This window comes from Pseudomonas sp. SDI, assembly GCF_003105155.1.
Classification (GTDB): domain Bacteria; phylum Pseudomonadota; class Gammaproteobacteria; order Pseudomonadales; family Pseudomonadaceae; genus Aquipseudomonas.
The window spans coordinates 45,582-70,135 of record NZ_QETK01000014.1 but is presented as its reverse complement, the minus strand read 5'-3'; the positions used below and the strand labels follow the sequence as shown (position 1 = coordinate 70,135).

General features: G+C 63.1%; 21 protein-coding genes and 2 tRNA genes. 18 read left to right on the top strand and 5 right to left on the bottom strand.

Features of this window, described 5'->3' with window-relative positions:
• Positions 1–47: 47 nt before the first annotated feature.
• The gene (gene queG, locus DCO48_RS11505; protein WP_116550730.1) at positions 48–1,136 is read right to left on the bottom strand and encodes a tRNA epoxyqueuosine(34) reductase QueG; all 1,089 of its coding nucleotides are present in this window, start codon (positions 1,134–1,136) and stop codon (positions 48–50) included.
• 63 nt (positions 1,137–1,199) lie between these two features.
• On the opposite strand from queG, the gene DCO48_RS11500 reads away from it, so the two are divergent.
• From DCO48_RS11500 to DCO48_RS11445, 12 genes are all read left to right on the top strand, one after another.
• Positions 1,200–2,060, top strand: a complete 861-nt coding sequence (locus DCO48_RS11500; RefSeq protein WP_116550729.1) for an NAD(P)H-hydrate dehydratase — start codon at positions 1,200–1,202, stop codon at positions 2,058–2,060.
• Positions 2,048–2,518: a tRNA (adenosine(37)-N6)-threonylcarbamoyltransferase complex ATPase subunit type 1 TsaE gene (gene tsaE, locus DCO48_RS11495; protein ID WP_116550728.1), complete on the top strand. Its 471-nt coding sequence runs from the start codon at positions 2,048–2,050 to the stop codon at positions 2,516–2,518. Before DCO48_RS11500 ends, tsaE begins: the two co-directional genes overlap by 13 nt.
• A gap of 3 nt (positions 2,519–2,521) precedes the next feature.
• The gene (locus DCO48_RS11490; RefSeq protein WP_218276123.1) at positions 2,522–3,946 is read left to right on the top strand and encodes an N-acetylmuramoyl-L-alanine amidase; all 1,425 of its coding nucleotides are present in this window, start codon (positions 2,522–2,524) and stop codon (positions 3,944–3,946) included.
• The gene (mutL, locus tag DCO48_RS11485) at positions 3,943–5,844 is read left to right on the top strand and encodes a DNA mismatch repair endonuclease MutL (RefSeq protein ID WP_116550726.1); all 1,902 of its coding nucleotides are present in this window, start codon (positions 3,943–3,945) and stop codon (positions 5,842–5,844) included. The genes DCO48_RS11490 and mutL overlap by 4 nt, the downstream gene beginning before the upstream one ends.
• 1 nt (position 5,845) lies before the next feature.
• The gene (miaA, locus tag DCO48_RS11480; protein WP_116550725.1) at positions 5,846–6,820 is read left to right on the top strand and encodes a tRNA (adenosine(37)-N6)-dimethylallyltransferase MiaA; all 975 of its coding nucleotides are present in this window, start codon (positions 5,846–5,848) and stop codon (positions 6,818–6,820) included.
• 91 nt (positions 6,821–6,911) lie between these two features.
• The gene (hfq, locus tag DCO48_RS11475; protein ID WP_065758756.1) at positions 6,912–7,172 is read left to right on the top strand and encodes an RNA chaperone Hfq; all 261 of its coding nucleotides are present in this window, start codon (positions 6,912–6,914) and stop codon (positions 7,170–7,172) included.
• A gap of 12 nt (positions 7,173–7,184) precedes the next feature.
• Positions 7,185–8,486 carry a ribosome rescue GTPase HflX gene (hflX, locus tag DCO48_RS11470; RefSeq protein WP_116550724.1) on the top strand — a complete coding sequence of 434 codons (1,302 nt, stop codon included), beginning with the start codon at positions 7,185–7,187 and terminating at the stop codon, positions 8,484–8,486.
• A gap of 96 nt (positions 8,487–8,582) precedes the next feature.
• On the top strand, positions 8,583–9,749 hold the full coding sequence (gene hflK / locus DCO48_RS11465; protein ID WP_116550723.1) for an FtsH protease activity modulator HflK: 1,167 nt from the start codon (positions 8,583–8,585) through the stop codon (positions 9,747–9,749).
• The gene (gene hflC, locus DCO48_RS11460; protein ID WP_116550722.1) at positions 9,749–10,618 is read left to right on the top strand and encodes a protease modulator HflC; all 870 of its coding nucleotides are present in this window, start codon (positions 9,749–9,751) and stop codon (positions 10,616–10,618) included. Before hflK ends, hflC begins: the two co-directional genes overlap by 1 nt.
• Before the next feature lie 276 nt (positions 10,619–10,894).
• Positions 10,895–12,082 carry an ATP phosphoribosyltransferase regulatory subunit gene (locus tag DCO48_RS11455; RefSeq protein WP_116550721.1) on the top strand — a complete coding sequence of 396 codons (1,188 nt, stop codon included), beginning with the start codon at positions 10,895–10,897 and terminating at the stop codon, positions 12,080–12,082.
• A 54-nt stretch (positions 12,083–12,136) separates the two neighbouring features.
• Positions 12,137–13,429, top strand: coding sequence for an adenylosuccinate synthase (locus tag DCO48_RS11450; protein ID WP_116550720.1), 1,293 nt, complete (start codon positions 12,137–12,139; stop codon positions 13,427–13,429).
• Between the two features lie 138 nt (positions 13,430–13,567).
• Positions 13,568–15,502, top strand: coding sequence for a methyl-accepting chemotaxis protein (locus DCO48_RS11445; protein ID WP_116550719.1), 1,935 nt, complete (start codon positions 13,568–13,570; stop codon positions 15,500–15,502).
• A gap of 104 nt (positions 15,503–15,606) precedes the next feature.
• Here DCO48_RS11445 and DCO48_RS11440 read toward each other — a convergent pair whose 3' ends face one another.
• The 4 genes from DCO48_RS11440 to DCO48_RS11425 all read right to left on the bottom strand — a co-directional run bounded on the left by DCO48_RS11440 (position 15,607) and on the right by DCO48_RS11425 (position 18,609).
• The gene (locus tag DCO48_RS11440; protein WP_116550718.1) at positions 15,607–17,172 is read right to left on the bottom strand and encodes an iron ABC transporter permease; all 1,566 of its coding nucleotides are present in this window, start codon (positions 17,170–17,172) and stop codon (positions 15,607–15,609) included.
• Positions 17,172–18,185, bottom strand: coding sequence for an extracellular solute-binding protein (locus DCO48_RS11435; RefSeq protein ID WP_116550717.1), 1,014 nt, complete (start codon positions 18,183–18,185; stop codon positions 17,172–17,174). Before DCO48_RS11435 ends, DCO48_RS11440 begins: the two co-directional genes overlap by 1 nt.
• Before the next feature lie 170 nt (positions 18,186–18,355).
• Positions 18,356–18,442: transfer RNA gene (locus DCO48_RS11430), tRNA-Leu, on the bottom strand.
• Between the two features lie 80 nt (positions 18,443–18,522).
• Positions 18,523–18,609: transfer RNA gene (locus DCO48_RS11425), tRNA-Leu, on the bottom strand.
• Between the two features lie 268 nt (positions 18,610–18,877).
• Here DCO48_RS11425 and rnr point away from each other — a divergent pair.
• The 6 genes from rnr to rplI all read left to right on the top strand — a co-directional run bounded on the left by rnr (position 18,878) and on the right by rplI (position 24,510).
• Positions 18,878–21,466, top strand: coding sequence for a ribonuclease R (gene rnr / locus DCO48_RS11420; protein WP_116550716.1), 2,589 nt, complete (start codon positions 18,878–18,880; stop codon positions 21,464–21,466).
• Entirely contained in the window at positions 21,463–22,215 is a 753-nt protein-coding gene (rlmB, locus tag DCO48_RS11415) for a 23S rRNA (guanosine(2251)-2'-O)-methyltransferase RlmB (RefSeq protein WP_116550715.1), read from the top strand. Before rnr ends, rlmB begins: the two co-directional genes overlap by 4 nt.
• A gap of 209 nt (positions 22,216–22,424) precedes the next feature.
• Positions 22,425–22,850 carry a 30S ribosomal protein S6 gene (gene rpsF, locus DCO48_RS11410; RefSeq protein WP_116550714.1) on the top strand — a complete coding sequence of 142 codons (426 nt, stop codon included), beginning with the start codon at positions 22,425–22,427 and terminating at the stop codon, positions 22,848–22,850.
• A 28-nt stretch (positions 22,851–22,878) separates the two neighbouring features.
• Positions 22,879–23,109, top strand: a complete 231-nt coding sequence (gene rpsR, locus DCO48_RS11405) for a 30S ribosomal protein S18 (protein ID WP_009403887.1) — start codon at positions 22,879–22,881, stop codon at positions 23,107–23,109.
• 36 nt (positions 23,110–23,145) lie between these two features.
• On the top strand, positions 23,146–24,042 hold the full coding sequence (locus DCO48_RS11400; RefSeq protein ID WP_116550713.1) for a hypothetical protein: 897 nt from the start codon (positions 23,146–23,148) through the stop codon (positions 24,040–24,042).
• 21 nt (positions 24,043–24,063) lie between these two features.
• Positions 24,064–24,510: a 50S ribosomal protein L9 gene (rplI, locus tag DCO48_RS11395; protein ID WP_116550712.1), complete on the top strand. Its 447-nt coding sequence runs from the start codon at positions 24,064–24,066 to the stop codon at positions 24,508–24,510.
• Positions 24,511–24,554: the final 44 nt, after the last annotated feature.

The following is a 24,554-nucleotide window of genomic DNA, read 5'->3' as shown; positions in this document are numbered from 1 at the left end:
ATCGCGGGACTTGCCTGCTCTCGCCGACTGCCCAAGGTGGACGCGGGCTAGCCCCGCGATGCCGGTGCTGCGGACCTCAGGGCATGCTGCTGCAGCGCCCACTCCACATGCTCGCGCACCAGCGCCGACGGGTACTCCCGGCGTGCCTCCAGCGCTTCTAGTACCGGAATCGTCGACGGCGCATTGCCCAGCCCCACGGCCAGGTTGCGCAACCAGCGCTCATACCCGGCCCGGCGCAGTGGCGAGCCTTCGGTGCTGGCCAGAAAGCGCTCCTCATCCCACAGGAACAGTTCCGCCAGGCCGGCATTGTCCAGGCCATGCCGTGGCTTGAAGTCGGCTTCGGCGGTGGGCTTGGCGAAGCGGTTCCACGGGCAGACGATCTGACAATCGTCGCAGCCGAACACCCGATTGCCGATCATTGAGCGCAACTCCACCGGGATCGCGTTTTTCAGCTCGATGGTCAGGTACGAAATGCAGCGCCGCGCATCCAGCACATAGGGCCCGACAAAGGCCTGGGTCGGGCAGATGTCGAGGCACGCCGAACAGCGTCCGCAATGCTCGGTGGCCTGGGCTTCGTCCACCGGTAGCGGGAGGTCGACGAACAGTTCGCTGAGGAAGAAGTAGCTGCCTGCCTTGCGATTGAGCAGCAGGGTGTTCTTGCCGATCCAGCCCAGCCCGGCCTGCTCGGCGATGGCTTTTTCCAGCACTGGCGCGCTGTCGACAAAGGCGCGGAAGCCAAATGGGCCGATTTCCTTCTGGATGCGCTCGGCCAGGTGCTGCACGCGCTTGCGCACCAGCTTGTGATAGTCGCGGCCCAGCGCATAGCGCGAGATGTAGGCCTTTTCCGGTTGCGCCAGTAACTGCGCCATCTGGGTGTCGCCCGGCAGGTAGTCCATGCGCAGCGAAACCACGCGTAAGGTGCCCGGCACCAGTTCGTCCGGGTGCGAGCGCTTGCTGCCGTGGGCGCCCATGTAGTCCATTTCGCCGTGATAGCCCGCCGCGAGCCAGCGCTCCAGGTGTTTTTCGTGTTCGGCCAGGTCCACGCCGGCAATGCCAACGTGCGCGAAGCCCAGTTCACGGCCCCAATCCTTGATCGATTGGGCGAGGGCGGGAAGATCGGTGAGGGAAGCGGACATGCGAGATAGGGCAACGGTGACTCAGGTGCGTATAATTCTGCCAGACATCGGAGCCGGACACCCATGCCTCAGACCAAACACCCTGCAAATGAGCCGCAAACGCTCACCAGCGTCATCCTTGCGCCGCTGGCGCCGCGCCCGGCCGACGCCTACAAGAGCCAGTTCGGCCATCTGCTGGTGGTGGGCGGCGATCGTGGCACCGGCGGTGCGGTGCTGCTTGCCAGCGAGGCGGCGCTGCGTTGCGGCGCCGGCCTGGTGTCGGTGGCGACCCGCAGCGAGCACGTTGCCGCGTGCCTGGCGCGGCTGCCCGAGGCGATGTGCCTCGGCGTGCATTCGGCCAACCAGCTGATGGCACCGATTGAACGCGCCTCGGTGCTGCTGGTCGGACCGGGGCTGGGGCAGGCCGCGTGGGGCCGCAGCCTGCTGTCTGCCGTGGCCAGCGCCGGCATCCCGCAAGTGTGGGACGCCGATGCGCTCAACCTGCTGGCACGCGCACCGTTGCCGCTGCCCAGTGGCAGTATCATCACCCCGCACCCTGGAGAGGCGGCGCGCCTGCTAGGGGTATCCACAGAGGCGGTGCAGGTCGACCGTGCTGCGGCGGCGCGCAAGCTGGCGCGCAAGTATGGCGCGGTGTGCGTGCTCAAAGGTGCCGGTACCCTGGTCGCCGACCCGGCCGGGCAACTGGCGCAGTGCCTGCGCGGACACCCGGCGATGGCCGGTGCAGGCCTGGGCGATGTGCTCGGCGGCGTGCTCGGTGCGCTGCTGGCCCAGGGCATGACTGCCTGGGACGCCGCGAGCCTGGGTGTCTGGCTGCATGCCTGTGCCGGCGAACGGCAAGGCGCCAATGGTCGCGGGCTTGCGGCCAGCGATCTGATTCCGGCAATTCGACAGTTATTGGAGGAGCATTCAGCGTGTCAGGCGTAACCCTGTTTTTGGCCGATGAGCAGGCCATGGTCGATTTTGGTGCGCGTATCGCCCAGACGACCGGCGGTCACGGCGTGATCTTTCTCGAAGGCGACCTCGGTGCCGGCAAAACCACCTTGTCGCGGGGCATCATCCGTGGACTCGGGCATACCGGCGCGGTGAAAAGTCCTACTTTCACGGTGGTTGAGCCCTACGAGATCGGTGAGGTCCGCGCTTTCCATTTCGACCTCTATCGGCTGGTCGATCCGGAGGAACTGGAATACATGGGCATTCGCGACTACTTCGACGGTGATGCCTTGTGCCTGTTCGAATGGCCGGATAAAGGGGCGGGCGTTTTGCCAAAGCCGGACCTGACCATTACCATAAGCCCCCAGGCGGACGGTCGTTCGCTGAACCTGTCGCCGCAGGGCTCACGCGGCGAGGCCTGGTGTGCCGCTCTGGCTGTGGAATTCAAATAGAAAATGGGGATAGGTATGCGCATTCGCGCGCTGGTTGCCGTCGTAGGACTGCTTCTTACAACAGTGACCGTTAACGCTTTTGCTGTCACACAAGTCAAAAGCGTACGTTTATGGCGGGCACCGGATAACACGCGACTGGTTTTCGACCTGTCCGGGCCGGTACAGCATAGCGTCTTCACCCTCACGGCCCCCGATCGCCTGGTCATCGACATCAACGGCGCCACCCTGGCGGCGCCGCTGAGTGTGTCTACCTCGAATACGCCGATCACCTCGGTGCGCTCGGCGCAGCGCACGCCAACCGATCTGCGTGTGGTGATCGACCTGAGCAAGTCGGTGACGCCCAAGAGCTTCACCCTGGCGCCGAATGCCCAGTACGGCAACCGCCTGGTGGTCGACCTGTTCGACAGCGAAGCCGACGCTGCGCCGTCCGCCCCGACGCCACCGGTCGCGACCACCCCGGCCGTACCGGTAACCCCGGCGCAGCCGGCGATCAAGTTGACCCCGGTGCCGAATGGCAAGCGCGATATCGTGATCGCCATCGACGCCGGCCACGGCGGCGAAGACCCGGGTGCCTCCGGCTCGCGCGGCCAGCACGAAAAAGACATCGTCTTGCAGATCGCCAAGGAGCTGCAGCGCCAGATCAACACCGAGAAGGGCTTCCGCGCCGAACTGACGCGGACCGGCGACTACTTCATTCCGCTGCGCAAACGTACCGAGATCGCCCGTAAGAAGGGCGCCGACCTGTTCATCTCGATTCACGCCGACGCCGCGCCGTCGACCGCGGCCTTCGGTGCCTCGGTGTTCGCTTTGTCCGACCGCGGGGCGACTTCGGAGACCGCGCGCTGGCTGGCTGACAGTGAAAACCGCTCCGACCTGATCGGCGGTGCCGGCAACGTCAGCCTCGACGACAAGGACCGCATGCTCGCCGGGGTGCTGCTCGACCTGTCGATGACGGCTTCGCTGAGCTCCAGTCTGAACGTCGGGCAAAAGGTGCTGGGCAACATTGGCCGGGTTACTTCGCTGCACAAGCGTCGTGTCGAGCAGGCGGGGTTCATGGTGCTGAAGTCGCCGGACATCCCGTCGATCCTGGTCGAAACCGGGTTCATCTCCAACGCCAACGAGGCCTCCAAGCTGGCCACCGCGAGCCACCAGCAGGCACTGGCGCGTTCGATTCACAGCGGCGTGCGGCAGTTCTTCCAGCAAAACCCGCCGCCGGGCACCTATGTCGCCTGGCTGCGTGACAGTGGCAAGATCGCCCAGGGCCCGCGGGAGCACACCGTGCGCCCGGGCGAGACGCTGGCGATGATTGCCGTGCGTTACCAGGTCAGCGTGGCCAGTGTACGTAGCACCAACAACCTGAAAACCGACGAGCTCAAGGTCGGCCAGCAGTTGGACATTCCGTCGACTGCCCTGGCGGCGCAGCAATGAGCAGCAGCGCCCGTATCGAGCTGCTCAGCCCGCGGCTGGCCAACCAGATTGCCGCCGGTGAAGTGGTCGAGCGCCCGGCCTCGGTGATCAAGGAGCTGCTGGAGAACAGCCTGGACTCCGGTGCCCGGCGCATCGACGTCGAGGTCGAGCAGGGTGGTGTGAAACTACTGCGGGTGCGTGACGACGGCAGCGGCATCGATGCCGACGACCTGCCACTGGCCCTGGCCCGGCACGCCACCAGCAAGATCCGCAACCTCGAAGACCTTGAGCAGGTCATGAGCCTGGGCTTTCGTGGTGAGGCGCTGGCATCGATCAGCTCCGTCGCCCGGCTGACCCTGACCTCGCGTACGCGCAGCGCCGAACAGGCCTGGCAAGTGGAAACCGAAGGCCGGGACATGGCCCCGCGGGTTCAGCCGGCGGCGCACCCGGTCGGGACCTCGGTGGAAGTGCGCGACCTGTTCTTCAACACCCCGGCGCGACGCAAGTTTCTCAAAACCGAGAAAACCGAATTCGACCACTTGCAGGAAGTGATTCGGCGCCTGGCGCTGGCGCGTTTCGATGTGGCGTTCCACCTGCGGCACAACGGCAAGAGCATCCTCAGCCTGCACGAGGCGCATGACGAAACCGCCCGTGCGCGGCGGGTGGCGTCGATTCTCGGGGCCGGGTTCCTGGAGCAGGCGCTGCCGATCGAGATCGACCGCAACGGCCTTCGCCTGTGGGGTTGGGTTGGTTTGCCGACCTTCTCGCGCAGTCAGGCTGACCTGCAATATTTCTTCGTCAACGGCCGTGCGGTACGCGACAAGCTGGTTGCCCATGCGGTGCGCCAGGCTTATCGCGACGTGCTGTTCAATGGCCGGCACCCGACGTTCGTGCTGTTCCTTGAGGTCGACCCGACCGGCGTCGACGTCAACGTGCATCCGACCAAGCACGAAGTGCGCTTCCGTGACGGGCGCATGGTGCATGACTTCCTGTATGGCACACTGCACCGTGCCCTCGCCGATGTGCGCCCGGAAGATCACCTGGCCGTACCGGCCCCCGGCGAGGCCGTGGCCAAGCCGAGCGGGCTGCAGGCCGGCGAGTTCGGCCCGCAAGGCGAGATGCGCCTGGCCGCCAACTTGCTGGAGCCGCAGCCGGCGCAGCCGAGCGCATATCAGCCGTCTTCGGGCGAAAGCCGCGGCGGCGGTTATCAGTACCAGTACAGTCCGCGGCCAAATGCCGGGGTGCCGGTCGCCGAAGCGCAAAGCGCCTACCGTGAATTCTTCGCGCCGCTGCCGGACGCTGCACCGAGTGCGTTGCCGCCAGGGCAGGGCGACATTCCGCCGTTGGGTTACGCGCTGGCGCAGCTCAAAGGCATCTATATCCTCGCCGAGAACGCCCAGGGGCTGGTGCTGGTCGACATGCACGCCGCCCACGAGCGGATCATGTACGAACGCCTCAAGGTGGCCATGGCCAGCGAGGGTCTGAGCGGCCAGCCACTGTTGGTGCCGGAGTCGCTGGCGTTGAGCCAGCGCGAGGCCGATTGCGCTGAAGAGCATGCCGAGTGGTTCCAGCGGCTGGGCTTCGAGCTACAGCGGTTGGGCCCGGAAAGCCTGGCGATCCGGCAGATTCCGGCGTTGCTCAAGCAGGCCGAGGCTAATCGCCTGGTGCAGGACGTGCTCGCCGACCTGATGGAATACGGCACCAGCGACCGCATCCAGGCGCACCTGAACGAACTGCTCGGGACCATGGCATGCCACGGTGCGGTGCGCGCCAACCGGCGTTTGGCCCTGGCGGAAATGAACGGTCTGCTGCGCGACATGGAAAACACCGAGCGTAGTGGTCAATGCAACCATGGCCGACCGACCTGGACCCAGATGGGCCTGGACGATCTGGACAAACTGTTCTTGCGCGGTCGCTGATATGGCAGGTTCGAAACCTCCAGCAATATTTCTCATGGGGCCGACGGCTGCGGGCAAGACCGACCTGGCCATCGAGCTGACCAAGGTGCTGCCGTGCGAGTTGATCAGCGTCGACTCGGCCCTGGTCTATCGTGGCATGGACATCGGCACTGCCAAACCGTCGAAGGACATACTCGCGGCGCACCCGCACCGCCTGATCGACATCCTCGACCCTGCGCAAAGCTATTCGGCTGCCGATTTTCGGCGCGATGCGCTGGAGGCGATGGCCGACATCACCGCCCGCGGCAAAATACCGCTGCTGGTCGGCGGCACCATGCTTTATTACAAAGCACTGCTCGAAGGCCTGGCGGATATGCCGCCAGCCGATCCGCACGTGCGCGCCGAGCTTGAGGCCGAAGCCGCAAGCCTTGGCTGGCAGGCCTTGCACGATCAGTTGGCCGCGGTAGACCCGGTGTCGGCGGCACGCATTCATCCCAATGACCCGCAGCGGCTGGTACGGGCGCTGGAGGTTTACCGAGTCAGTGGCCTGACGATGACATCACATCGTCAGCGTCAATCGGCCCAAAGTAGCGACGCAGGCGCTTCTGGCGCCGGACAATTGCCCTATACTGTCGCCAGCCTGGCAATCGCTCCGCAGGATCGACACATCCTGCATGAACGTATTGCGCTACGATTTGGGCAAATGCTGGAACAGGGCTTCGTAGATGAGGTCCGATCGCTGCGGGCCAGAAGTGACTTGCATGCGGGGCTACCGTCTATACGGGCAGTCGGGTATCGCCAGGTTTGGGATCACCTTGATGGCAAGCTGACTTCAGTGGAAATGCAGGAGCGCGGCATCATTGCCACTCGCCAATTGGCGAAACGGCAATTTACCTGGTTGCGTAGTTGGGCTGACCTGCATTGGTTGGACAGCCTGGCTTGCGACAATCTGTCTCGCACCTTGAAATACCTTGGAACGGTCTCCATATTGGGCTGAGTCCTTGCAATTGCCGTCTATCCTTGGGGTGGGGCGGTTTTAGCCATCAGTTTCTTGTTTTTTACTATTGATCCTTACAGGAGTGCGGCATATGTCAAAAGGGCATTCGCTACAAGACCCTTACTTGAATACTTTGAGAAAAGAAAAAGTTGGGGTTTCGATTTATCTGGTTAACGGCATCAAGCTGCAAGGCACGATCGAATCCTTCGACCAGTTCGTGATCCTGCTGAAGAACACCGTCAGCCAGATGGTGTATAAGCATGCTATCTCGACCGTTGTCCCAGTGCGTCCGATCCGTCTGCCAAGCGCAGCCGATGCAGAGCACGGCGACGCTGAGCCAGGTAACGCCTGATAGGAGTCTGCTTTGTTCTTTGAGCGCCACGGTGGTGGTGAACGAGCGGTCCTCGTTCACTTGGAAGGTCAGAGCCCTGAGGCGCGCGAAGACCCGCAGGAGTTCCGGGAGCTGGCACTATCGGCCGGCGCCGATATTGTCGCGTTCGCAAATGTGGCGCGACATCAGCCCACTGCAAAATTCCTGATTGGCAGCGGCAAGGTCGAAGAGTTTCGCGACCTGGTCAAGGCCGAACACGCCGATCTGGTGATTTTCAATCACACCCTCACGCCCAGTCAGGAACGTAACCTCGAACGTATTTTCGAGTGTCGCGTGCTTGATCGTACCGGCCTGATTCTCGACATCTTCGCCCAGCGTGCACGTACCCACGAGGGCAAGTTGCAGGTGGAACTGGCCCAGCTCGAGCACATGAGCACGCGGCTGGTTCGCGGCTGGACTCACCTTGAGCGGCAGAAAGGCGGTATCGGTCTGCGCGGCCCGGGTGAAACCCAGCTGGAAACCGACCGGCGTCTGTTGCGGGTTCGCCTGCGGCAGATCAAGGCACGCCTGGAGAAGGTCCGCAGCCAGCGCGAGCAGGCGCGGCGCGGGCGCAAGCGCGCGGATATCCCGTCGGTGTCGCTGGTGGGTTACACCAACGCCGGCAAGTCGACCCTGTTCAACGCCCTGACGGAATCCGAGGTGTATGCGGCCGATCAGCTGTTCGCCACCCTCGACCCGACCCTGCGCCGGCTCGAACTGGATGACGTCGGGCCGATCGTACTGGCCGACACCGTGGGCTTCATTCGTCACCTGCCGCACAAGCTGGTCGAGGCATTTCGGGCTACGCTCGAAGAGTCGAGCAACTCCGACCTGCTGCTGCACGTGATCGATGCCCATGAGCCGGACCGCATGGAACAGATCGAGCAGGTCATGGCGGTGCTGGGCGAGATCGGTGCCGAAGGCTTGCCGATCCTTGAGGTGTATAACAAACTCGACCTGCTTGAGGGCGTCGAGCCGCAGATCCAGCGCGATGCCGATGGCAAGCCGCAGCGGGTCTGGGTGTCGGCTCGCGACGGTCGTGGTCTGGAGTTGGTGGGGCAGGCGATTGCCGAGTTGCTGGGGGATGACCTGTTTGTCGGTACCTTGCGCCTGGAACAGCGTTTTGCCCGCTTGCGTGCGCAATTCTTTGCGCTCGGTGCGGTGCAAAGCGAAGAGCATGACGATGAAGGCAGCAGCCTGCTGGCGGTGCGGGTGTCCCGGGTCGAGTTGAATCGCCTGGTCAGCCGTGAGGGGATTGAACCCTCGGTGTTCATCGAGCAACACACTTTGCAATAAAAGCCCGGCGAAGCGGTCGGGCAGCCGTGACAGGCATTCTGTAGCATTGGACGGCGCGCCGTGGGCGCGTCTTTGCTTTATCAGATGGAGAGCGCTATGGCTTGGAATGAGCCGGGTGGCAACTCGAATAATCAGGATCCTTGGGGTGGGCGTCGCGGTGGCGGCGACAAGAAAGGGCCACCGGATCTCGACGAAGCCTTCCGCAAGCTGCAGGATAGCCTGAACGGCATGTTCGGCAGTGGCAAGAAACGTGGCGGTGACAACGGCGGCGGCAAGGGCGCTGGCTTCGGCCTGCTCGGTGTCGGCCTGGCCGTATTGGCGGCCATCTGGCTGTACAGCGCCGTGTATGTGGTGGACGAGCAGGAGCAGGCCGTTGTCCTGCGCTTCGGCAAATACTACGAAACCGTAGGGCCGGGCCTGAACATCTACTTCCCGCCGATCGATCGCAAATACATGGAAAACGTCACGCGTGAGCGGGCGTACACCAAGCAGGGGCAGATGCTCACCGAGGACGAGAACATCGTCGAGGTGCCGCTGACCGTGCAGTACAAGATCAGCAACCTGCAGGACTTCGTCCTCAACGTCGACCAGCCTGAAGTTAGCCTGCAGCACGCCACCGACAGTGCGCTGCGCCACGTGGTGGGTTCCACCGCGATGGACAAGGTCCTGACCGAAGGTCGTGAGCAGATGGCGGTGGAAATCAAGGAGCGTCTGCAACGCTTCCTCGACACCTACCGTACCGGTATCACCGTGACCCAGGTGAACGTACAGAGCGCGGCAGCCCCGCGTGAAGTACAGGAAGCCTTCGACGACGTGATCCGCGCCCGTGAAGACGAACAGCGTGCGCGCAACCAGGCCGAGTCCTACGCCAATGGCGTGGTGCCAGAGGCCCGTGGTCAGGCGCAGCGCATCATCGAGGATGCCAACGGCTACCGCGATGAAGTCATCTCGCGTGCCAAGGGTGAGGCCGACCGCTTCACCAAGCTGGTAGCCGAGTACCGCAAGGCGCCTGAAGTCACCCGTCAGCGCCTGTACCTGGACACCATGCAGGAAGTCTACAGCAACACCAGCAAGGTCCTGGTTTCCGGTAAGGACGGCCAGAGCAACCTGCTCTACCTGCCGCTGGACAAGATGATCGACAGCAGCCGTTCGGGCGCTGCCCCGGTCGGCAGCGTGCCGCCATCGGCCAACGATGCGGCCAATCGCGCAGCATCGGATCTGCAACAGCAAACCCGTGAGCTGCGTACTAGGGAGAGCCGCTGATGAGCAATAAATCGCTGATCGCCCTGATCGTTGGCGTGGTGCTGGCGATCGTGGCCTGGAACAGCTTCTACATCGTCGCGCAAACCGAACGTGCGGTACTGCTGCAATTCGGTCGTGTGGTGCAGGCCGATGTCCAGCCTGGCCTGCACGTGAAAGTGCCGTACGTTAACCAGGTGCGCAAGTTCGACGCCCGGCTGATGACCCTCGACGCCCCGACCCAGCGGTTCCTGACCCTGGAGAAGAAAGCGGTGATGGTCGACGCCTACGCCAAATGGCGGGTGAAGGACGCCGAGCGCTTCTATACCGCTACCTCGGGTATGAAGCAGATCGCCGACGAGCGCCTGTCGCGTCGTCTGGAAAGCGGCCTGCGCGACCAGTTTGGTAAGCGCACCCTGCACGAAGTGGTTTCCGGTGAACGTGACGCGCTGATGGCTGACATCACCGCCTCGCTGAACCGCATGGCCAGCAAGGAACTGGGCATCGAAGTGGTCGACGTTCGCGTCAAGGCCATCGACCTGCCGAAAGAAGTGAACCGCAGCGTGTTCGAGCGGATGAGCACCGAGCGTGAGCGTGAAGCCCGCGAGCACCGCGCCAAGGGTAACGAGTTGGCCGAAGGTATTCGCGCCGACGCCGACCGTCAGCGGCGTGTGCTGCTGGCTGAAGCCTATCGTGAGTCTGAAGAGACCCGCGGTGACGGCGACGCCCAGGCTGCTTCGATCTACGCCAAGGCCTACGGCCAGGATCAGGATTTCTACGCGTTCTACCGTAGCCTGAAAGCCTACCGCGAGAGCTTTGCCGACAAGAGCGACGTGCTGGTGCTCGACCCGAGCAGCGACTTCTTCAAGTTCATGGGCAAGTCCAAACCGTAAGTCAGAACACCCCGCCGGGCGGCTAAAACGTCTGGTGGGGTGATCCCGCGTGAAAACGGGTGTATGATGCGGCAGCCGGGAAATTCCCGGCTTTTTTGCGTCTGCAAGATCGATTGGCTGAAATCAGCCCGGGACGGCAGCGCGGCGCAAGGTATTAGAGGGTGTTGGAACGGCGGTAGCGCTGGAATCGGTGCTGCGCGTCATTGTTTGCCGACACCTGCTCCACTCAAGGCTCGCCCTACGGCTGGCCGCCCGGACCATAGGGGAAATGGCGTAATGGCAACGGTAGACCGCTGGCTGCTGCCAGATGGCATCGAAGAAGTACTGCCACCTGAGGCGACGCGTATCGAGATTGCGCGTCGGCAGGTGTTGGATCTGTTCCAGAGCTGGGGCTACGAGTTCGTCGTAACCCCGCATATCGAGTACCTGGAATCGCTGCTCACCGGTGCCGGCCAGGACCTGGACCTGCGGACCTTCAAGGTCATCGACCCGCAATCGGGCCGGCAGATGGGCTTCCGTGCCGACATCACGCCACAGGTTGCGCGCATTGATGCGCACACCCTGCGCCGTGAGGGGCCGAGCCGCCTGTGCTATGCCGGCAGCGTGCTGCATGCGTTGCCGCGGGCCCTGTCGACGTCGCGCAGCCCGATCCAGCTGGGGGCCGAGCTGTACGGTGATGCGAGCCCGGTCAGCGACGTGGAGATCATCAGCCTGATGCTGGCGATGCTGCAGCTGGCCGACGTGCCGGATGTGCACATGGACCTCGGGCATGTCGGTATCTACCGTGGCCTGGCTCGCGCCGCTGGCTTGCCGCCATCGGTCGAGCAGCAGTTGTTCGACGCCTTGCAGCGCAAGGCGGTCGACGAAGTGATCGAGCTGACCGCCAACCTGCCGGCGGACCTGGCTGGCATGCTGCGTTCGCTGACCGAGCTGTGTGGCGGTCGCGAAGTGCTGGAAGCGGCCCGCGTTCGCCTGGGCCGTGCCCCGGCGGCGGTACTGGCGGCGCTGGACGACCTGCTGGCCATTGCCGAACGGCTGGCGGCGCGGTATCCGCACCTGCCGCTGTACTTCGACCTGGGCGAGTTGCGCGGCTACAACTACCACACGGGCGTGGTGTTCGCCGCGTTCGTGCCGGGCGTCGGTGAGTCGATCGCCCAGGGCGGTCGTTATGACGACATCGGAGCAGACTTTGGCCGGGCACGTCCGGCCACCGGTTTCTCCACGGATTTGAAGACCCTGGTCACACTGGGGCGAGCCGAGGTCGTGTTGCCGTCTGGCGGGATCTGGATGCCCGACAGCAGCGATGCGGCACTCTGGCAGTTGGTCTGCCAATTGCGCAGTGAGGGTCAGCGGGTGGTTCAGGCGCTGCCTGGGCAGCCGCAAAAAGCCGCCATCGAGGCGGACTGCGATCGGCAATTGATTCAGCAAAACGGGTCTTGGCAGGTTCTGCCGCTGGCCATTTGAGATTCCCCGCCGGCATGGGCCGGCGCCAAGTTTGCGCGAATGAGGACAAGTGTTATGGGTAAGAATGTCGTAGTCCTGGGCACCCAGTGGGGTGATGAGGGCAAAGGCAAGATCGTTGATCTGCTGACCGAACATGCTGCCGCCGTAGTGCGCTATCAGGGTGGCCACAATGCGGGTCACACCCTGGTGATCGACGGTGAGAAAACCGTGCTGCACCTGATCCCCTCGGGCGTACTGCGCGAAGGCGTGCAGTGCCTGATCGGCAACGGCGTGGTAGTGGCTCCCGACGCCCTGCTGCGTGAGATCACCAAGCTGGAAGAGAAAGGCGTACCGGTGCGCGAGCGGCTGCGTATCAGCCCGTCCTGCCCGCTGATCCTGTCCTATCACGTTGCCCTGGACCAGGCCCGCGAAAAAGCCCGTGGCGAGCAGAAGATCGGCACCACCGGTCGCGGCATCGGCCCAGCCTACGAAGACAAGGTTGCCCGTCGTGGCCTGCGTATCGGTGACCTGTTCCACCGCGAGCGTTTCGCCGCCAAGCTGGGTGAGCTGCTGGACTACCATAACTTCCAGCTGGTCAATTACTACAAAGAGCCGGCCATCGACTTCCAGAAAACCCTGGACGAGTGCATGGAATACGCCGAGCTGCTGCAGCCGATGATGCTCGACGTCACCGCCGAACTGCACAACCTGCGTCGCGCCGGCAAAGACATCATGTTCGAAGGCGCCCAGGGCTCGCTGCTGGACATCGACCACGGTACCTACCCGTACGTCACCAGCTCGAACACCACCGCTGGCGGCATCGCCACTGGTTCGGGTGTGGGGCCGATGTACCTGGACTACATCCTCGGTATCACCAAGGCCTACACCACTCGCGTCGGTTCCGGTCCGTTCCCGACCGAACTGTTCGACGACGTCGGTGCGTTCCTCGCCAAGCGTGGTCATGAGTTCGGTGCCACCACCGGTCGTGCCCGTCGTTGCGGCTGGTTCGATGCCGTTATCCTGCGTCGCGCTATCGACGTCAACAGCATCTCGGGCCTGTGCCTGACCAAGCTGGACGTGTTGGACGGCCTGGAAACCATCCGTATCTGCGTTGGCTACAAGAACGAGAACGGTGCCGTTATCGACGCGCCGACCGACGCCGACAGCTACATCGGCCTGGAGCCGGTGTACGAAGAAATGCCGGGCTGGAGCGAGTCGACCCTGGGGGCGAAAACCCTGGAAGAGCTGCCGGCTAATGCCCGTGCCTACATCAAGCGTGTGGAAGAGCTGGTCGGCGCGCCGATCGACATCATCTCCACCGGCCCGGACCGCAACGAGACCATCGTGCTGCGCCATCCGTTTGCCTGATACACGTTAGGTGTAATCGCAAAGGCCCCTTTTTAGGGGCCTTTGTCGTTTCTGTCGGCCACCCGGCACAACCTTTGCTGTAAGAATCGCTCCAGGGATGCCATCACTATAGTGGCCCCAGTTGTAGAGGGTTCTCTTGTGTCCGCCGTTCTCTCACTGTTACGAAGCCGCCTATTGCGGCCTGTTTTTGTTGCCCTTGGTATCGCTCTTTTGGTGCAGGTGCTGGTCGCGGTTGCGCTGACCCGGAGCACAGTGACCCATCTTGAAGCCGATCTGGGCAATCGTTTGGCTGCTGACAGCCAGAAACTGTCGTCCGAGCTGGAGCAGGCGGGCAAGGAGGTCAGCTCCGGGCTGGAAAGCCTCTCGGCCAGCACCCGGCAGCGTCTGAGCGCAGGGTTGTCAGCCCGTCTGGAAGACGAGCAGGCGCAACTGCGCAGCACCCTTGAGAAAAACCTCAAGGACTCGGCCAATGACATGGCCGAGTTGCTGGCCTCCGTTGCACCGCGGGCCATGTGGGATAACGATGTACCGACCCTGTCGGAGTTTTCCCGGCGCGCCCAGCGCAATCCCAATGTGCTCTTCGTGGTCTATGACGACGCCCAGGGCGAGCACCTGACCCGTTACCTGAACCGGCAGAACCCGATCAACCAGGCCCTGTTGGAAAAAGGCAAGGGCGAGCGGGCGCTGGACAAGGTGCTGGAGGCGGCCCGCAACGACCCGTCGGTGTACGTCGTCGAAGCCTCGATCAACCCCAATGGGGTGGAGATCGGCAAGGTGCTGATGGGGGTGTCCACGGCGTCGGTCGATCATGAGCTCAAGGCCCTCGACCAGCGCTTCTCGGCCCTGATTGCCAGTGGCGACCAGTTGGTTGCCGACAGCCTGGTAGGCGCTGCGGCCGACAGCAACAAGGCCCTGCGGGCGCGGCTGGAGGCGGCGCAGACGAGTGCGGCGGGGATGCAGGCGAGCACCTCGCAAAGCGTTCAGGATGCGGCGGCCACCCTGCGCTGGAACATTGGCGTGGGCCTGGCCCTGGTCGGCCTGGGTGTCCTGCTGGTAGTGGCGGTGGTGCTTGGGCGGCGGGTGGTCAACAAGCTGCGCTTGCTGATCGCTGCGCTCAACGATCTGGCCGCGGGCGAGGGCGACCTGACCAAGCGTGTGCAGATCGACAGCCGCGACGAGATTGGCGACATGGCGGCGGCGGTCAACCAGTTCGTCGACAAGCTGCAGCCGATCGTGCGCGAGGCGGGCGAGGTGGCGCAGCGTACCGGTGTCGAGATCGGTACCATGACCCAGCGCAACGCTGGCGCCGATGCCGCGGCCGAATTGCAGCGCGACGAGGTGGCGGAGAGCTTGCGTGCACTGTCGACCATGGCCGACGAGGCGCAGGCGGAAAGCCAGGCGATGCAGGCGGCCTTGCAGCAGGTGGTGGATATTCGCCGGGCGACCGACGAGAACAGCCGCACCTCGGCGCAAGTGGCAGGGCTGATCGAGACGCTGGCGGGGCAGGTGCAGACCGGCTCCAAGGTGATCGAGCGGCTGGCCGAGCAGAGCGAACAGATCGAGGTGGTGCTGACGGTGATCCATGGGATTGCCGAGCAGACTAACTTGTTGGCGTTGAACGCGGCGATCGAGGCGGCGCGGGCTGGCGAGACCGGGCGTGGGTTTGCCGTGGTGGCCGACGAGGTGCGGGCGCTGGCGAGCAAGACGCAGAGTTCGACCGGGGACATTCAGGCGCATATCGGTGCATTGCAGCAGGGGGCCAAGGAGGCTGTGGCGGCGATCAGCCAGGCTGGGCGTCAGGCCAGCGAAGGCTTGCTGGTGCTGCGCGACAATGCGCGCTTGCAGCAGAGCGTGCAGGCGTCGGTGGAGCAGGTGCATGCAGCGATTGGCCTGGCGACGCGGGCGGCGGAGCAGCAGGCGCAGGGTGCGCAGGCGGTGCGTGGGCGGGTCGAGACCATCCATGCCCAGGCTGAGCGCGCGGCGCAGGTGGTGATGCAGACCACGGCAAGTAGTAAGGTGCTCGATGATCTGGCGGGGCAACTGAAGGCCAGCTTGGGGCAGTTCAGGGCTTGATCTAGTCGGGAGCGGGCTCATCGCGGGGCGAGCCCGCTCCCACGGGAACGCTGTGATTCGTGTGGGAGCGGCGGTGCGGCGACCCGGCTCGTCCCGCGATGCTTTTAGGCGCGGTTCAGGTACATCCGCGTCGTCAGCAGATACACCGGCAGCCCCGACACCACGATCAGCAGTGCCGCATACGGCGCCGCCGCCGCGAACTCGACGTTGGCGGTGTGCGCCCACACTTCGGTCGCCAGCGTGGTCATCCCGGTCGGGCTGAGCAGCAAGGTCGCCGTCAGCTCCTTCATCGCATCCAGGAACACCAGCGCAAATGCTGCTGCCAGCGCCGGGAAAATGATCGGCAAGGTCACCCGGCAGAACGCCGTGAACGGTGTGGCGCCCAGCGTGCGCGCCGCCTCTTCCAGTTGCGGTGCCGCCTTGTTCAGCGCGGTGCGCACCGGCGCCTGCGCCAACGGCAGGAACAGCAAGGCATACGCCAACAGCAGCAAGCCGGTGGTCTGGTACAGCGCCGGCACATAGTGCAGGGCGAAATACACCAGTGTCAGTGCAATCACCAACCCTGGCAGTGCGTGCAACAGGTACGGCAGGCGCTCGGCCCAGATCGCCAGCTTGCCTTTGTAGCGCACCACCAGGAAGCTCACCGGCAAGGCCAGCAACAGGCTCACCCCGGCGCCGCCCAGCGACAGCGACAGCGACGAGAGCAGCGCCTGGCTGATCGCCGCCACCGGGAACGCCGCCGACGAACCGACACTCAGCCAGTAGCCGAGCATGCCCAGCGGAATCCCGCTGCCCAACAGTGCCAGGCCGCCGCAGAACAACTGCCCCAGCGGCATCCAGCTGCGCAGGCGGATCGGTGCCGCGCGGCGCGCCACGCCTTGGCCAATTCGTACGTGCCGTGCCTTGCCGCGGACCTTCAGCTCGAACCACAGCAGCAGCAGGCACATGAACAGCAACACGGCCGACAGCATCGCTGCATTGGCGTTGCTGAATTCCAGTTCGAACTGTTGGTAGATCGCGGTGGTGAAGGTTTGCAGGCCAAGAATCGACAGTGCGCCGAACTCCACCAGCATGTGCAGGGCGATCAGCAGGCTGCCGCCGAGAATCGACGGCCACAGCAGGGGCAGGGTGACCCGGCAGAACACGCCCCAGCGGTTGAAGCCCAGGGTGCGCGCCGATTCTTCCAGCGAGGTATCGAGGTTGCGCAGGGTCGCTGCCACCGGCAGGAACACCAGTGGGTATTTCGACAGGGCCATGACCAGGATTGCCCCGCCCAGGCCTTCGAATTTCGGGCTGAGCGACACCCAGGTGAAGCCGCTGACAAACGCTGGCACGGCAAACGGCAGGCAGAGGATCACCCCCCACAAGCGCCGTCCTGGCAGGTCGCTGCGTTCCAGCAGCCAGGCGAGGGCCAGGCCGATGACCATGCACGCGGCGGTTACCCCGGCCATCAGCAGCAAGGTGTTCTTCATCAGGCCCCAGACGAACGGCCGCCAGAGCAGGCGAAACGCTTCGTGCCAGCCGGCCTGCCAGGCCTTGAGTCCGACATAGGCCAGTGGCAGCAGGCTCAGGCAGACCAGGAGCAGTACCGGCAGCACTACCCATACCGACGGGCGCTTGCGCCGTGGGACGAAGCGGGTCAAGGCCTGTTCAGGCAGGGCGGCACTCATCAGAGCAGGCCGACTTCGCGTTCAAGTGCCAGGGCTTCTTCGGCATTACCCAGGTCGGCCGGAGTGACCTTGGGCGGACGCAGGTCCTCGAACGGCTTCAGGCCCTGGTCGGAGACCATGCCTTTATGCAGTGGGTACTCGGCGGTGGTCTGGGTGATCACGCGCTGGCCTTCTTCACTGGCCATCCAGGCCAGCAGCGCCTGGGCCTCCTGCGGGTGCTTGCTGGCTTTGACTGCGGCGGCGCTGGAGATGGTTACCAGGCCACCGGCATCGCCATCGGCCAGGTAGTAGAGTTTGGAGTCGAGCTGGCCGCGCTCTTTCTTCAGGGCATACCAGTAGTAGTTGTTCACCAGGACGGCGGCCACTTCACCGTTTTCCACGGCTTTCAGGGCGACCATGTTGTTGGTGTAGGTCTTGCCGAACGCCTTCAGGCCGGTCAGCCATTCTTCGGCAGCGTCGCGGCCGTGCAGCTTGAGGATGGCCACGGCTTGTTCCTGGAAGGCGCCGCTGGTCGGTACGAAACCGATCTTGCCGTCCCACTCGGGATTGGCGAAGTCCATGACCGACGGTGGCAAGTCTTTCTCGTCGATCACTTTCGGGTTGAACGCTACCACGCGAGTGCGCGCCGTCACGCCCATCCAGGTGCCGTTGCTGGCGACGTATTCCTTGGGCAGCACTTGCAGCGTGGACTCGTCGATTGTCGCCAGCAGGCCTTTTTCGCCCAGATTATTCAGCGGTGGCGACTCTTCGGTGTAGATCACGTCGGCCGGCGAACGAGCGCCTTCCTCTTCGATCTGGCTGGCCAACTGGTTGCTGCTGCCCTTGCGGATATTGATATGAATGCCAGTCTTGGCCTCGTAGGCCTTGGCGATGGCTTCGCCGATTTCCTTGTGTTGACCGTTGTACAGGGTCAGGCTCACCGGATCGGCTGCCAGGGCAACCGGTGCACCGAGAGCCAGACCAAGAAGGGAAACGGCCAGGCCGCGCACAATCGGGTTGATGCGGATCGTCATGCGGGTATTTCCTCGCTTGCGGGCTACAAATTTTGAAACAATGATAAACGATATAGTTTCTCAAGTACGCCCATGTGAAAAAATTCATGAGCACGCTATTGGCCGTTTTGACGAGGAGGGGGGTTATCGCAGGCATAAAAAAACCCGCTTTCGCGGGTTTCTTTAGAATATGGTGCCCAGAAGAAGACTCGAACTTCCACGACCGTAAGGTCACCAGCACCTGAAGCTGGCGTGTCTACCAATTTCACCATCTGGGCAAATTTGAAGCATTGAAACAGAAAACAGTGTAGCGTGTCGCGTAAATTCCAGACGCTTTAAGCAGTCTGCAATTTGAAATTGGTGCCCAGAAGAAGACTCGAACTTCCACGACCGTAAGGTCACCAGCACCTGAAGCTGGCGTGTCTACCAATTTCACCATCTGGGCAATTTCGCTGAGGCTACTAGGATGCTTCACATCCCGCCGCTTCTCAACTATAACGACGCTGTCCGTCGTTGTGGTGCGCACTATACGGATGCCTCAGGGGGCTGTAAAGCCCCGTTTGGTAAAAAACTTAAAAATTTCAAGTCGTTGTTCCTTGAGCAGTTTTAGCTGCATTCAGGGAGCCCTGGCGGGGCTGTCCAAGCCTGACATTTCCGGTTTCAATACGCCTATGCCAAACTAACCCTTATATAGACAAGGTGAACCCCTCCTAATGGCCGATTGGCAGTCCCTCGATCCCGAGGCCGCTCGTGAAGCGGAAAAATACGAAAACCCTATTCCTAGCCGTGAGCTGATCCTGCAGCGTCTCGACGAGCGTGGCTCCCCAGCTGCGCGCGAGCAGCTGGTGGAAGAATTCGGCCTGACCACCGAGGACCAGATCGAGGCCCTGCGTCGCCGGCTGCGCGCCATGGAGCGTGACGGCCAGCTGATCTACACCCGGCGCGGCACCTATGCCCCGGTAGACAAGCTGGACCTGATCCTTGGGCGCATTTCCGGCCACCGCGACGGTTTTGGCTTCCTGATTCCCGACGACGGCAGCGAAGACCTGTTCCTCAGCCCGGCGCAGATGCGCCTGGTGTTCGACGGCGACCGGGCGCTGGCCCGGGTGTCCGGCGTCGACCGCCGTGGCCGCCGCGAAGGCGTGGTGGTCGAAGTGATTTCGCGTGCCCACGAAAGCATCGTTGGCCGCTACTTCGAAGAAGGCGGTATCGGCTTCGTCACCCCCGATAACCCGAAGGTCCAGCAGGAAGTACTGGTGACTCCGGGGCGTAACGGCGGGGCGAAGATCGGTCAGTTCGTCGAGGTGAAGATCACCCACTGGCCAACCCCACGCTTCCAGCCGCAGGGCGACATTGTCGAAGTGATCGGCAACTACATGGCGCCGGGCATGGAAATCGACGTGGCGCTGCGCAGCTACGACATCCCGCACGTCTGGCCGGAAGCGGTGATCAAGGAAGCCCGCAAGCTCAAGCCGGAAGTGGAAGAGAAGGACAAGGAAAAGCGCATCGACCTGCGCCACCTGCCGTTCGTCACCATCGACGGTGAAGACGCGCGCGACTTCGACGACGCGGTGTACTGCGAGAGCCTGGGCAAACTGCGCCTGTTCTCCGGTGGCTGGCGTCTGTACGTGGCCATCGCCGACGTTTCCAGCTATGTGCGCCTGGGCTCTGCCCTGGACGCCGAAGCGCAGGTACGGGGCAACTCGGTGTACTTCCCCGAGCGCGTTATCCCGATGCTGCCGGAAGAGCTCTCCAATGGTCTGTGCTCGCTGAACCCGCACGTCGACCGGCTGGCGATGGTCTGCGAGATGACCATGAACAAGTCCGGCCAGATGGTCGACTACCAGTTCTACGAAGCGGTGATCCATTCCCATGCGCGTCTGACCTACAACAAGGTCAGCAGCATGCTCGAACACGCCCGCACCCGTGAGGGCAAGGCGCTGCGCGAGGAGTACAGCCAGGTCGTGCCGCACCTCAAGCAGCTGTATGCGCTGTACAAGGTGCTGCTCGATGCCCGTCACGCCCGTGGTGCGATCGACTTCGAGACCCAGGAAACCCGGATCATCTTCGGCTCCGAGCGCAAGATCGCCGAAATTCGCCCGACGGTGCGCAACGATGCTCACAAGCTGATCGAAGAGTGCATGCTGGCGGCCAACGTGGCCACTGCCGAATTCCTCAAGAAGCACGAGATCCCGGCGTTGTACCGGGTGCACGATGGTCCACCGCCGGAGCGCCTGGAAAAACTCCGTGCCTTCCTCGGCGAGCTGGGCTTGCACCTGCACAAGGGCAAGGAGGGTCCGTCGCCGAAGGATTACCAGGCATTGTTGGCGCAGATTGCCAATCGCCCGGACTTCCACCTGATCCAGACGGTGATGCTGCGCTCGTTGAGCCAGGCGGTTTACAGCGCCGACAACAACGGTCACTTCGGCCTGAACTACGAGGCGTACACCCACTTCACCTCGCCGATTCGCCGTTACCCCGACCTGCTGACCCACCGGGCCATCCGCAGCGTGATCCGTTCGCGCCAGGAAACCCCGCACGTCAAGCGCGCTGGCGCGATGAGCATCCCGAAAGCGCGGATCTACCCGTACGACGAAAACACCCTGGAGCAGTTGGGCGAGCAGTGCTCGATGAGCGAGCGGCGTGCCGACGAGGCCACTCGCGACGTGGTCAACTGGCTCAAGTGCGAGTACATGAAAGACCGCGTCGGCGAGAGCTTCCCGGGCGTGATCACGGCTGTGACCGGCTTTGGCCTGTTTATCGAGCTGACCGACATCTACGTCGAAGGCCTGGTGCATGTCAGCGCCTTGCCGGGTGACTACTACCACTTCGATCCGGTTCACCATCGCCTGGCCGGCGAGCGTACCGGGCGCAGTTTCCGCCTGGGCGATACGGTGGAAGTGCGGGTGATGCGCGTCGACCTCGAACAGCGCAAGATCGACTTCGAAATGGCCGAGAAAACCCTCAGCGCGCCAATCGGTCGGAAAAACCGCGAAGGCAAGCCGGCTGCCGTGGCCGACAAACCCGCCGCTGCGCCGGCCAAGCAGGTGTCGGCGGCCACCGAGCCGTCCCGCCGTAGCAAGAAGAGCGAAACCGCCGAAGCCTACTTCCCGTCCCACGCGGCAGCGGCCAACGCCGAAGTGCGCAAGAGCCGGGAAATGAAAAAGGCGCTGATGTCCGACGCCAAGCATGGCGGCGCCAGCAGCAAGCCGGCCAAACCGTCGTCGGGTAAACCGACCAAGCATCGCAAGGGGCCACCGAAAGCCGGTTCCGCCTCACGTAAACCCAAGGGCAAGTCATGAGTCAGTTGGAAAAGATCTACGGCGTTCACGCCGTAGAAGCCCTGTTGCGGCATCACCCCAAGCGGGTCAAGCAGATCTGGTTGTCCGAGGGGCGCAGCGACCCGCGGGTCCAGGTGCTGGTAGAGCTGGCCGGGCAGAACCGCGTGTCGATCGGCCAGGCCGAGCGGCGCGAGATGGATGCCTGGGTCGAAGGCGTGCACCAGGGCGTGGTTGCCGAGGTGAGCCCGAGCCAGGTGTGGGGCGAGGCGATGCTCGAAGAGCTGCTCGATCGCACCGAAACGGCGCCTTTGCTCCTGGTGCTCGACGGCGTGACCGACCCGCACAACCTCGGCGCCTGCCTGCGGACTGCCGATGCGGCGGGGGCGCTGGCAGTCATCGTGCCCAAGGACAAGTCGGCGACCCTGACCCCAGCGGTGCGAAAAGTGGCCTGCGGCGCGGCGGAAGTGATTCCGCTGGTGGCCGTGACCAACCTCGCACGCACCCTGGAGAAACTCCAGCAGCGCGGCCTGTGGGTCGTTGGTACCGCCGGCGAGGCGGAGCAGGAGTTGTACCAGCAGGACCTGACCGGGCCGACCATCCTGATCATGGGGGCCGAAGGCAAGGGCATGCGCCGCTTGACCCGCGAGCACTGCGATTTCCTGGTGAAGCTGCCGATGGCGGGCAGCGTCAGCAGCCTGAACGTCTCGGTGGCTACCGGGGTGTGCCTGTTCGAAGCAGTGCGTCAGCGCCAGGCCAAGGCGAAGGCCTGATCCTAATCGCGGGCTCGTCCCGCGATGCTTTTAAGGCTGTTCAAATATTCACCAATTTCCTTGCTTGTGCTTCGGGCCTTCTCTACAATTGCGCCCCTTGCCGTACTGGCAGGCACGCATGTGCCTCTTTTACCCAGGCAAGTCATACAGTGTCATTCACTCCTTGTCTGACCACCCTGGTGGCAGACTACAACCCGTAAGGAGCATTCATGCGTCATTACGAAATCATCTTTCTGGTCCACCCTGACCAGAGCGAGCAAGTCGGCGGCATGGTTGAGCGTTACACCAAGCTGATCGAAGAAGACGGCGGCAAAATCCACCGTCTGGAAGACTGGGGCCGTCGTCAACTGGCCTACGCAATCAACAATGTTCACAAGGCTCACTACGTGATGCTGAACGTTGAGTGCACCGGCAAGGCCCTGGCCGAGCTGGAAGACAACTTCCGCTACAACGATGCCGTGATCCGTAACCTGGTCATCCGTCGCGACGAAGCCGTCACCGGCCAGTCCGAGATGCTCAAGGCTGAAGAAAACCGCAGTGAGCGCCGTGAGCGTCGCGACCGTCCTGAGCACGCTGACAACGCCGATGGCGATGACAGCGACAACAGCGACAACAGCGATAACGCTGACGAGTAATCCACGGACCTTTTGAGGAGCCTATTACATGGCACGTTTCTTCCGTCGTCGTAAATTCTGCCGCTTCACTGCTGAAGACGTGAAAGAGATCGATTACAAAGATCTCAACACCCTGAAAGCTTACGTATCCGAAACCGGCAAGATCGTTCCAAGCCGTATCACCGGTACCAAAGCTCGTTATCAGCGTCAGCTGGCTACCGCTATCAAGCGCGCCCGCTTCCTGGCCCTGCTGCCCTACACCGACAGCCACGGCCGCTGAGACCGGGTCGTCGACAAGTAGCAAGGGATAGAGTGCATGCGAGCGTTAGCTGATTTCATCATGCGCGGTCGCGTGCAGGCCACCTTGGTGGTGGTTGGTTGTGCGGCATTGCCGCTGTTGTTCTGGCTGAGTGCCGCTGCGGGGAGCCTGATCTTCCTGCGGCGTGGTTTCAAGGATGCCTCCGGGGTTCTCGTCTGGGCGTTATTGCCGGCGTTGGCCTGGTGGTTCTTCGGCGAGCCGCGCACCTTGATGGTGTTGCTGGGTACGCTGGGTCTGGCCGCTGTATTGCGCGCCGGGCATTCCTGGAACCGGGTGCTGTTGTTCAGCATCGCCTGGGGCCTGGTGTACGGGGTTGTTCTGGGTTCGGTGTTCCGCGAACCGATCGAGGCGTTGGCGCAAGCGATTGAAAAAGTCCTTCCGCAGATGCTCGATGGGCTCTACCAGCAGTTGTCGGTAGAGGAGCGGGCCCGCCTTGGCAGCCTCATTGCACCGGTGCTGACCGGCCTGATTGCGGCCTTGTTGCAGGCAGTCAGTGTGTTGGCCCTGATGTTGGGCCGCTACTGGCAAGCCAGTTTGTATAACCCGGGAGGGTTCGGTAGCGAGTTTCGCGCCGTGCGCCTGCCGCTGCTACCAGCGTTGTTGCTGCTGGCGTGCATGCTGGTCGGTCCGAATTTCGGTCCCGACCTGGCCATGTTGACGCCGTTGTGCAGTGTGCCGCTGGTGTTTGCCGGGCTGGCCCTGATTCATGGGCTGGTGGCACAGAAGCGATTGGCCAGGTTCTGGCTGGTCGGGTTGTACGTAACCCTGGTGCTGTTCATGCAGCTGACCTATCCGTTGCTCGTGGTCCTGGCCATTGTCGACAGCCTGATTGATTTTCGCGGGCGCCGGGCATCGAAAGATGCCGATAACGGTTCCGCGAACGGTGAAGGTTAAAAGTTAAGAGGTTATTACCAAATGGAACTGATCCTGCTGGAAAAAGTCGCCAACCTGGGCAACCTGGGCGACAAGGTAAATGTTAAGGCTGGTTACGGCCGTAACTTCCTGCTGCCATTCGGCAAAGCCACCGCTGCTACCGCTGCCAACGTGGCTGCGTTCGAAGAGCGTCGTGCTGAGCTGGAAAAACTGGCTGCAGAGAAAAAAGCTTCGGCTGAAACCCGCGCTGCCCAACTGGCCGAGCTGGAAGTGACCATCACTGCCACCGCCGGTGACGAAGGCAAGCTGTTCGGTTCGATCGGCACCCACGACATCGCTGACGCCCTGACCGCCTCCGGCGTTGAAGTGGCCAAAGCTGAAGTTCGTCTGCCGAACGGCACCATCCGTAACGTTGGCGAATACGACGTAGCCGTGCACCTGCACAGCGACGTTGAAGCCACCGTTCGCGTGGTTGTTGTCGCAGCCTAAGCTGGACCAATCGACTGGCACCCTGGGTGCCAGCCGGTTAACAT

Bases quoted from the DNA above. Each gene is read 5' to 3' on its own strand.
- queG (WP_116550730.1), bottom strand. From the start codon at position 1,136: ATGTCCGCTTCCCTCACCGATCTTCCCGCCCTCGCCCAATCGATCAAG.
- DCO48_RS11500 (WP_116550729.1), top strand. From the start codon at position 1,200: ATGCCTCAGACCAAACACCCTGCAAATGAGCCGCAAACGCTCACCAGC.
- DCO48_RS11490 (WP_218276123.1), top strand. From the start codon at position 2,522: ATGGGGATAGGTATGCGCATTCGCGCGCTGGTTGCCGTCGTAGGACTG.
- mutL (WP_116550726.1), top strand. From the start codon at position 3,943: ATGAGCAGCAGCGCCCGTATCGAGCTGCTCAGCCCGCGGCTGGCCAAC.
- miaA (WP_116550725.1), top strand. From the start codon at position 5,846: ATGGCAGGTTCGAAACCTCCAGCAATATTTCTCATGGGGCCGACGGCT.
- hfq (WP_065758756.1), top strand. From the start codon at position 6,912: ATGTCAAAAGGGCATTCGCTACAAGACCCTTACTTGAATACTTTGAGA.
- hflK (WP_116550723.1), top strand. From the start codon at position 8,583: ATGGCTTGGAATGAGCCGGGTGGCAACTCGAATAATCAGGATCCTTGG.
- hflC (WP_116550722.1), top strand. From the start codon at position 9,749: ATGAGCAATAAATCGCTGATCGCCCTGATCGTTGGCGTGGTGCTGGCG.
- DCO48_RS11455 (WP_116550721.1), top strand. From the start codon at position 10,895: ATGGCAACGGTAGACCGCTGGCTGCTGCCAGATGGCATCGAAGAAGTA.
- DCO48_RS11450 (WP_116550720.1), top strand. From the start codon at position 12,137: ATGGGTAAGAATGTCGTAGTCCTGGGCACCCAGTGGGGTGATGAGGGC.
- DCO48_RS11440 (WP_116550718.1), bottom strand. From the start codon at position 17,172: ATGAGTGCCGCCCTGCCTGAACAGGCCTTGACCCGCTTCGTCCCACGG.
- DCO48_RS11435 (WP_116550717.1), bottom strand. From the start codon at position 18,185: ATGACGATCCGCATCAACCCGATTGTGCGCGGCCTGGCCGTTTCCCTT.
- rnr (WP_116550716.1), top strand. From the start codon at position 18,878: ATGGCCGATTGGCAGTCCCTCGATCCCGAGGCCGCTCGTGAAGCGGAA.
- rlmB (WP_116550715.1), top strand. From the start codon at position 21,463: ATGAGTCAGTTGGAAAAGATCTACGGCGTTCACGCCGTAGAAGCCCTG.
- rpsF (WP_116550714.1), top strand. From the start codon at position 22,425: ATGCGTCATTACGAAATCATCTTTCTGGTCCACCCTGACCAGAGCGAG.
- rpsR (WP_009403887.1), top strand. From the start codon at position 22,879: ATGGCACGTTTCTTCCGTCGTCGTAAATTCTGCCGCTTCACTGCTGAA.
- DCO48_RS11400 (WP_116550713.1), top strand. From the start codon at position 23,146: ATGCGAGCGTTAGCTGATTTCATCATGCGCGGTCGCGTGCAGGCCACC.
- rplI (WP_116550712.1), top strand. From the start codon at position 24,064: ATGGAACTGATCCTGCTGGAAAAAGTCGCCAACCTGGGCAACCTGGGC.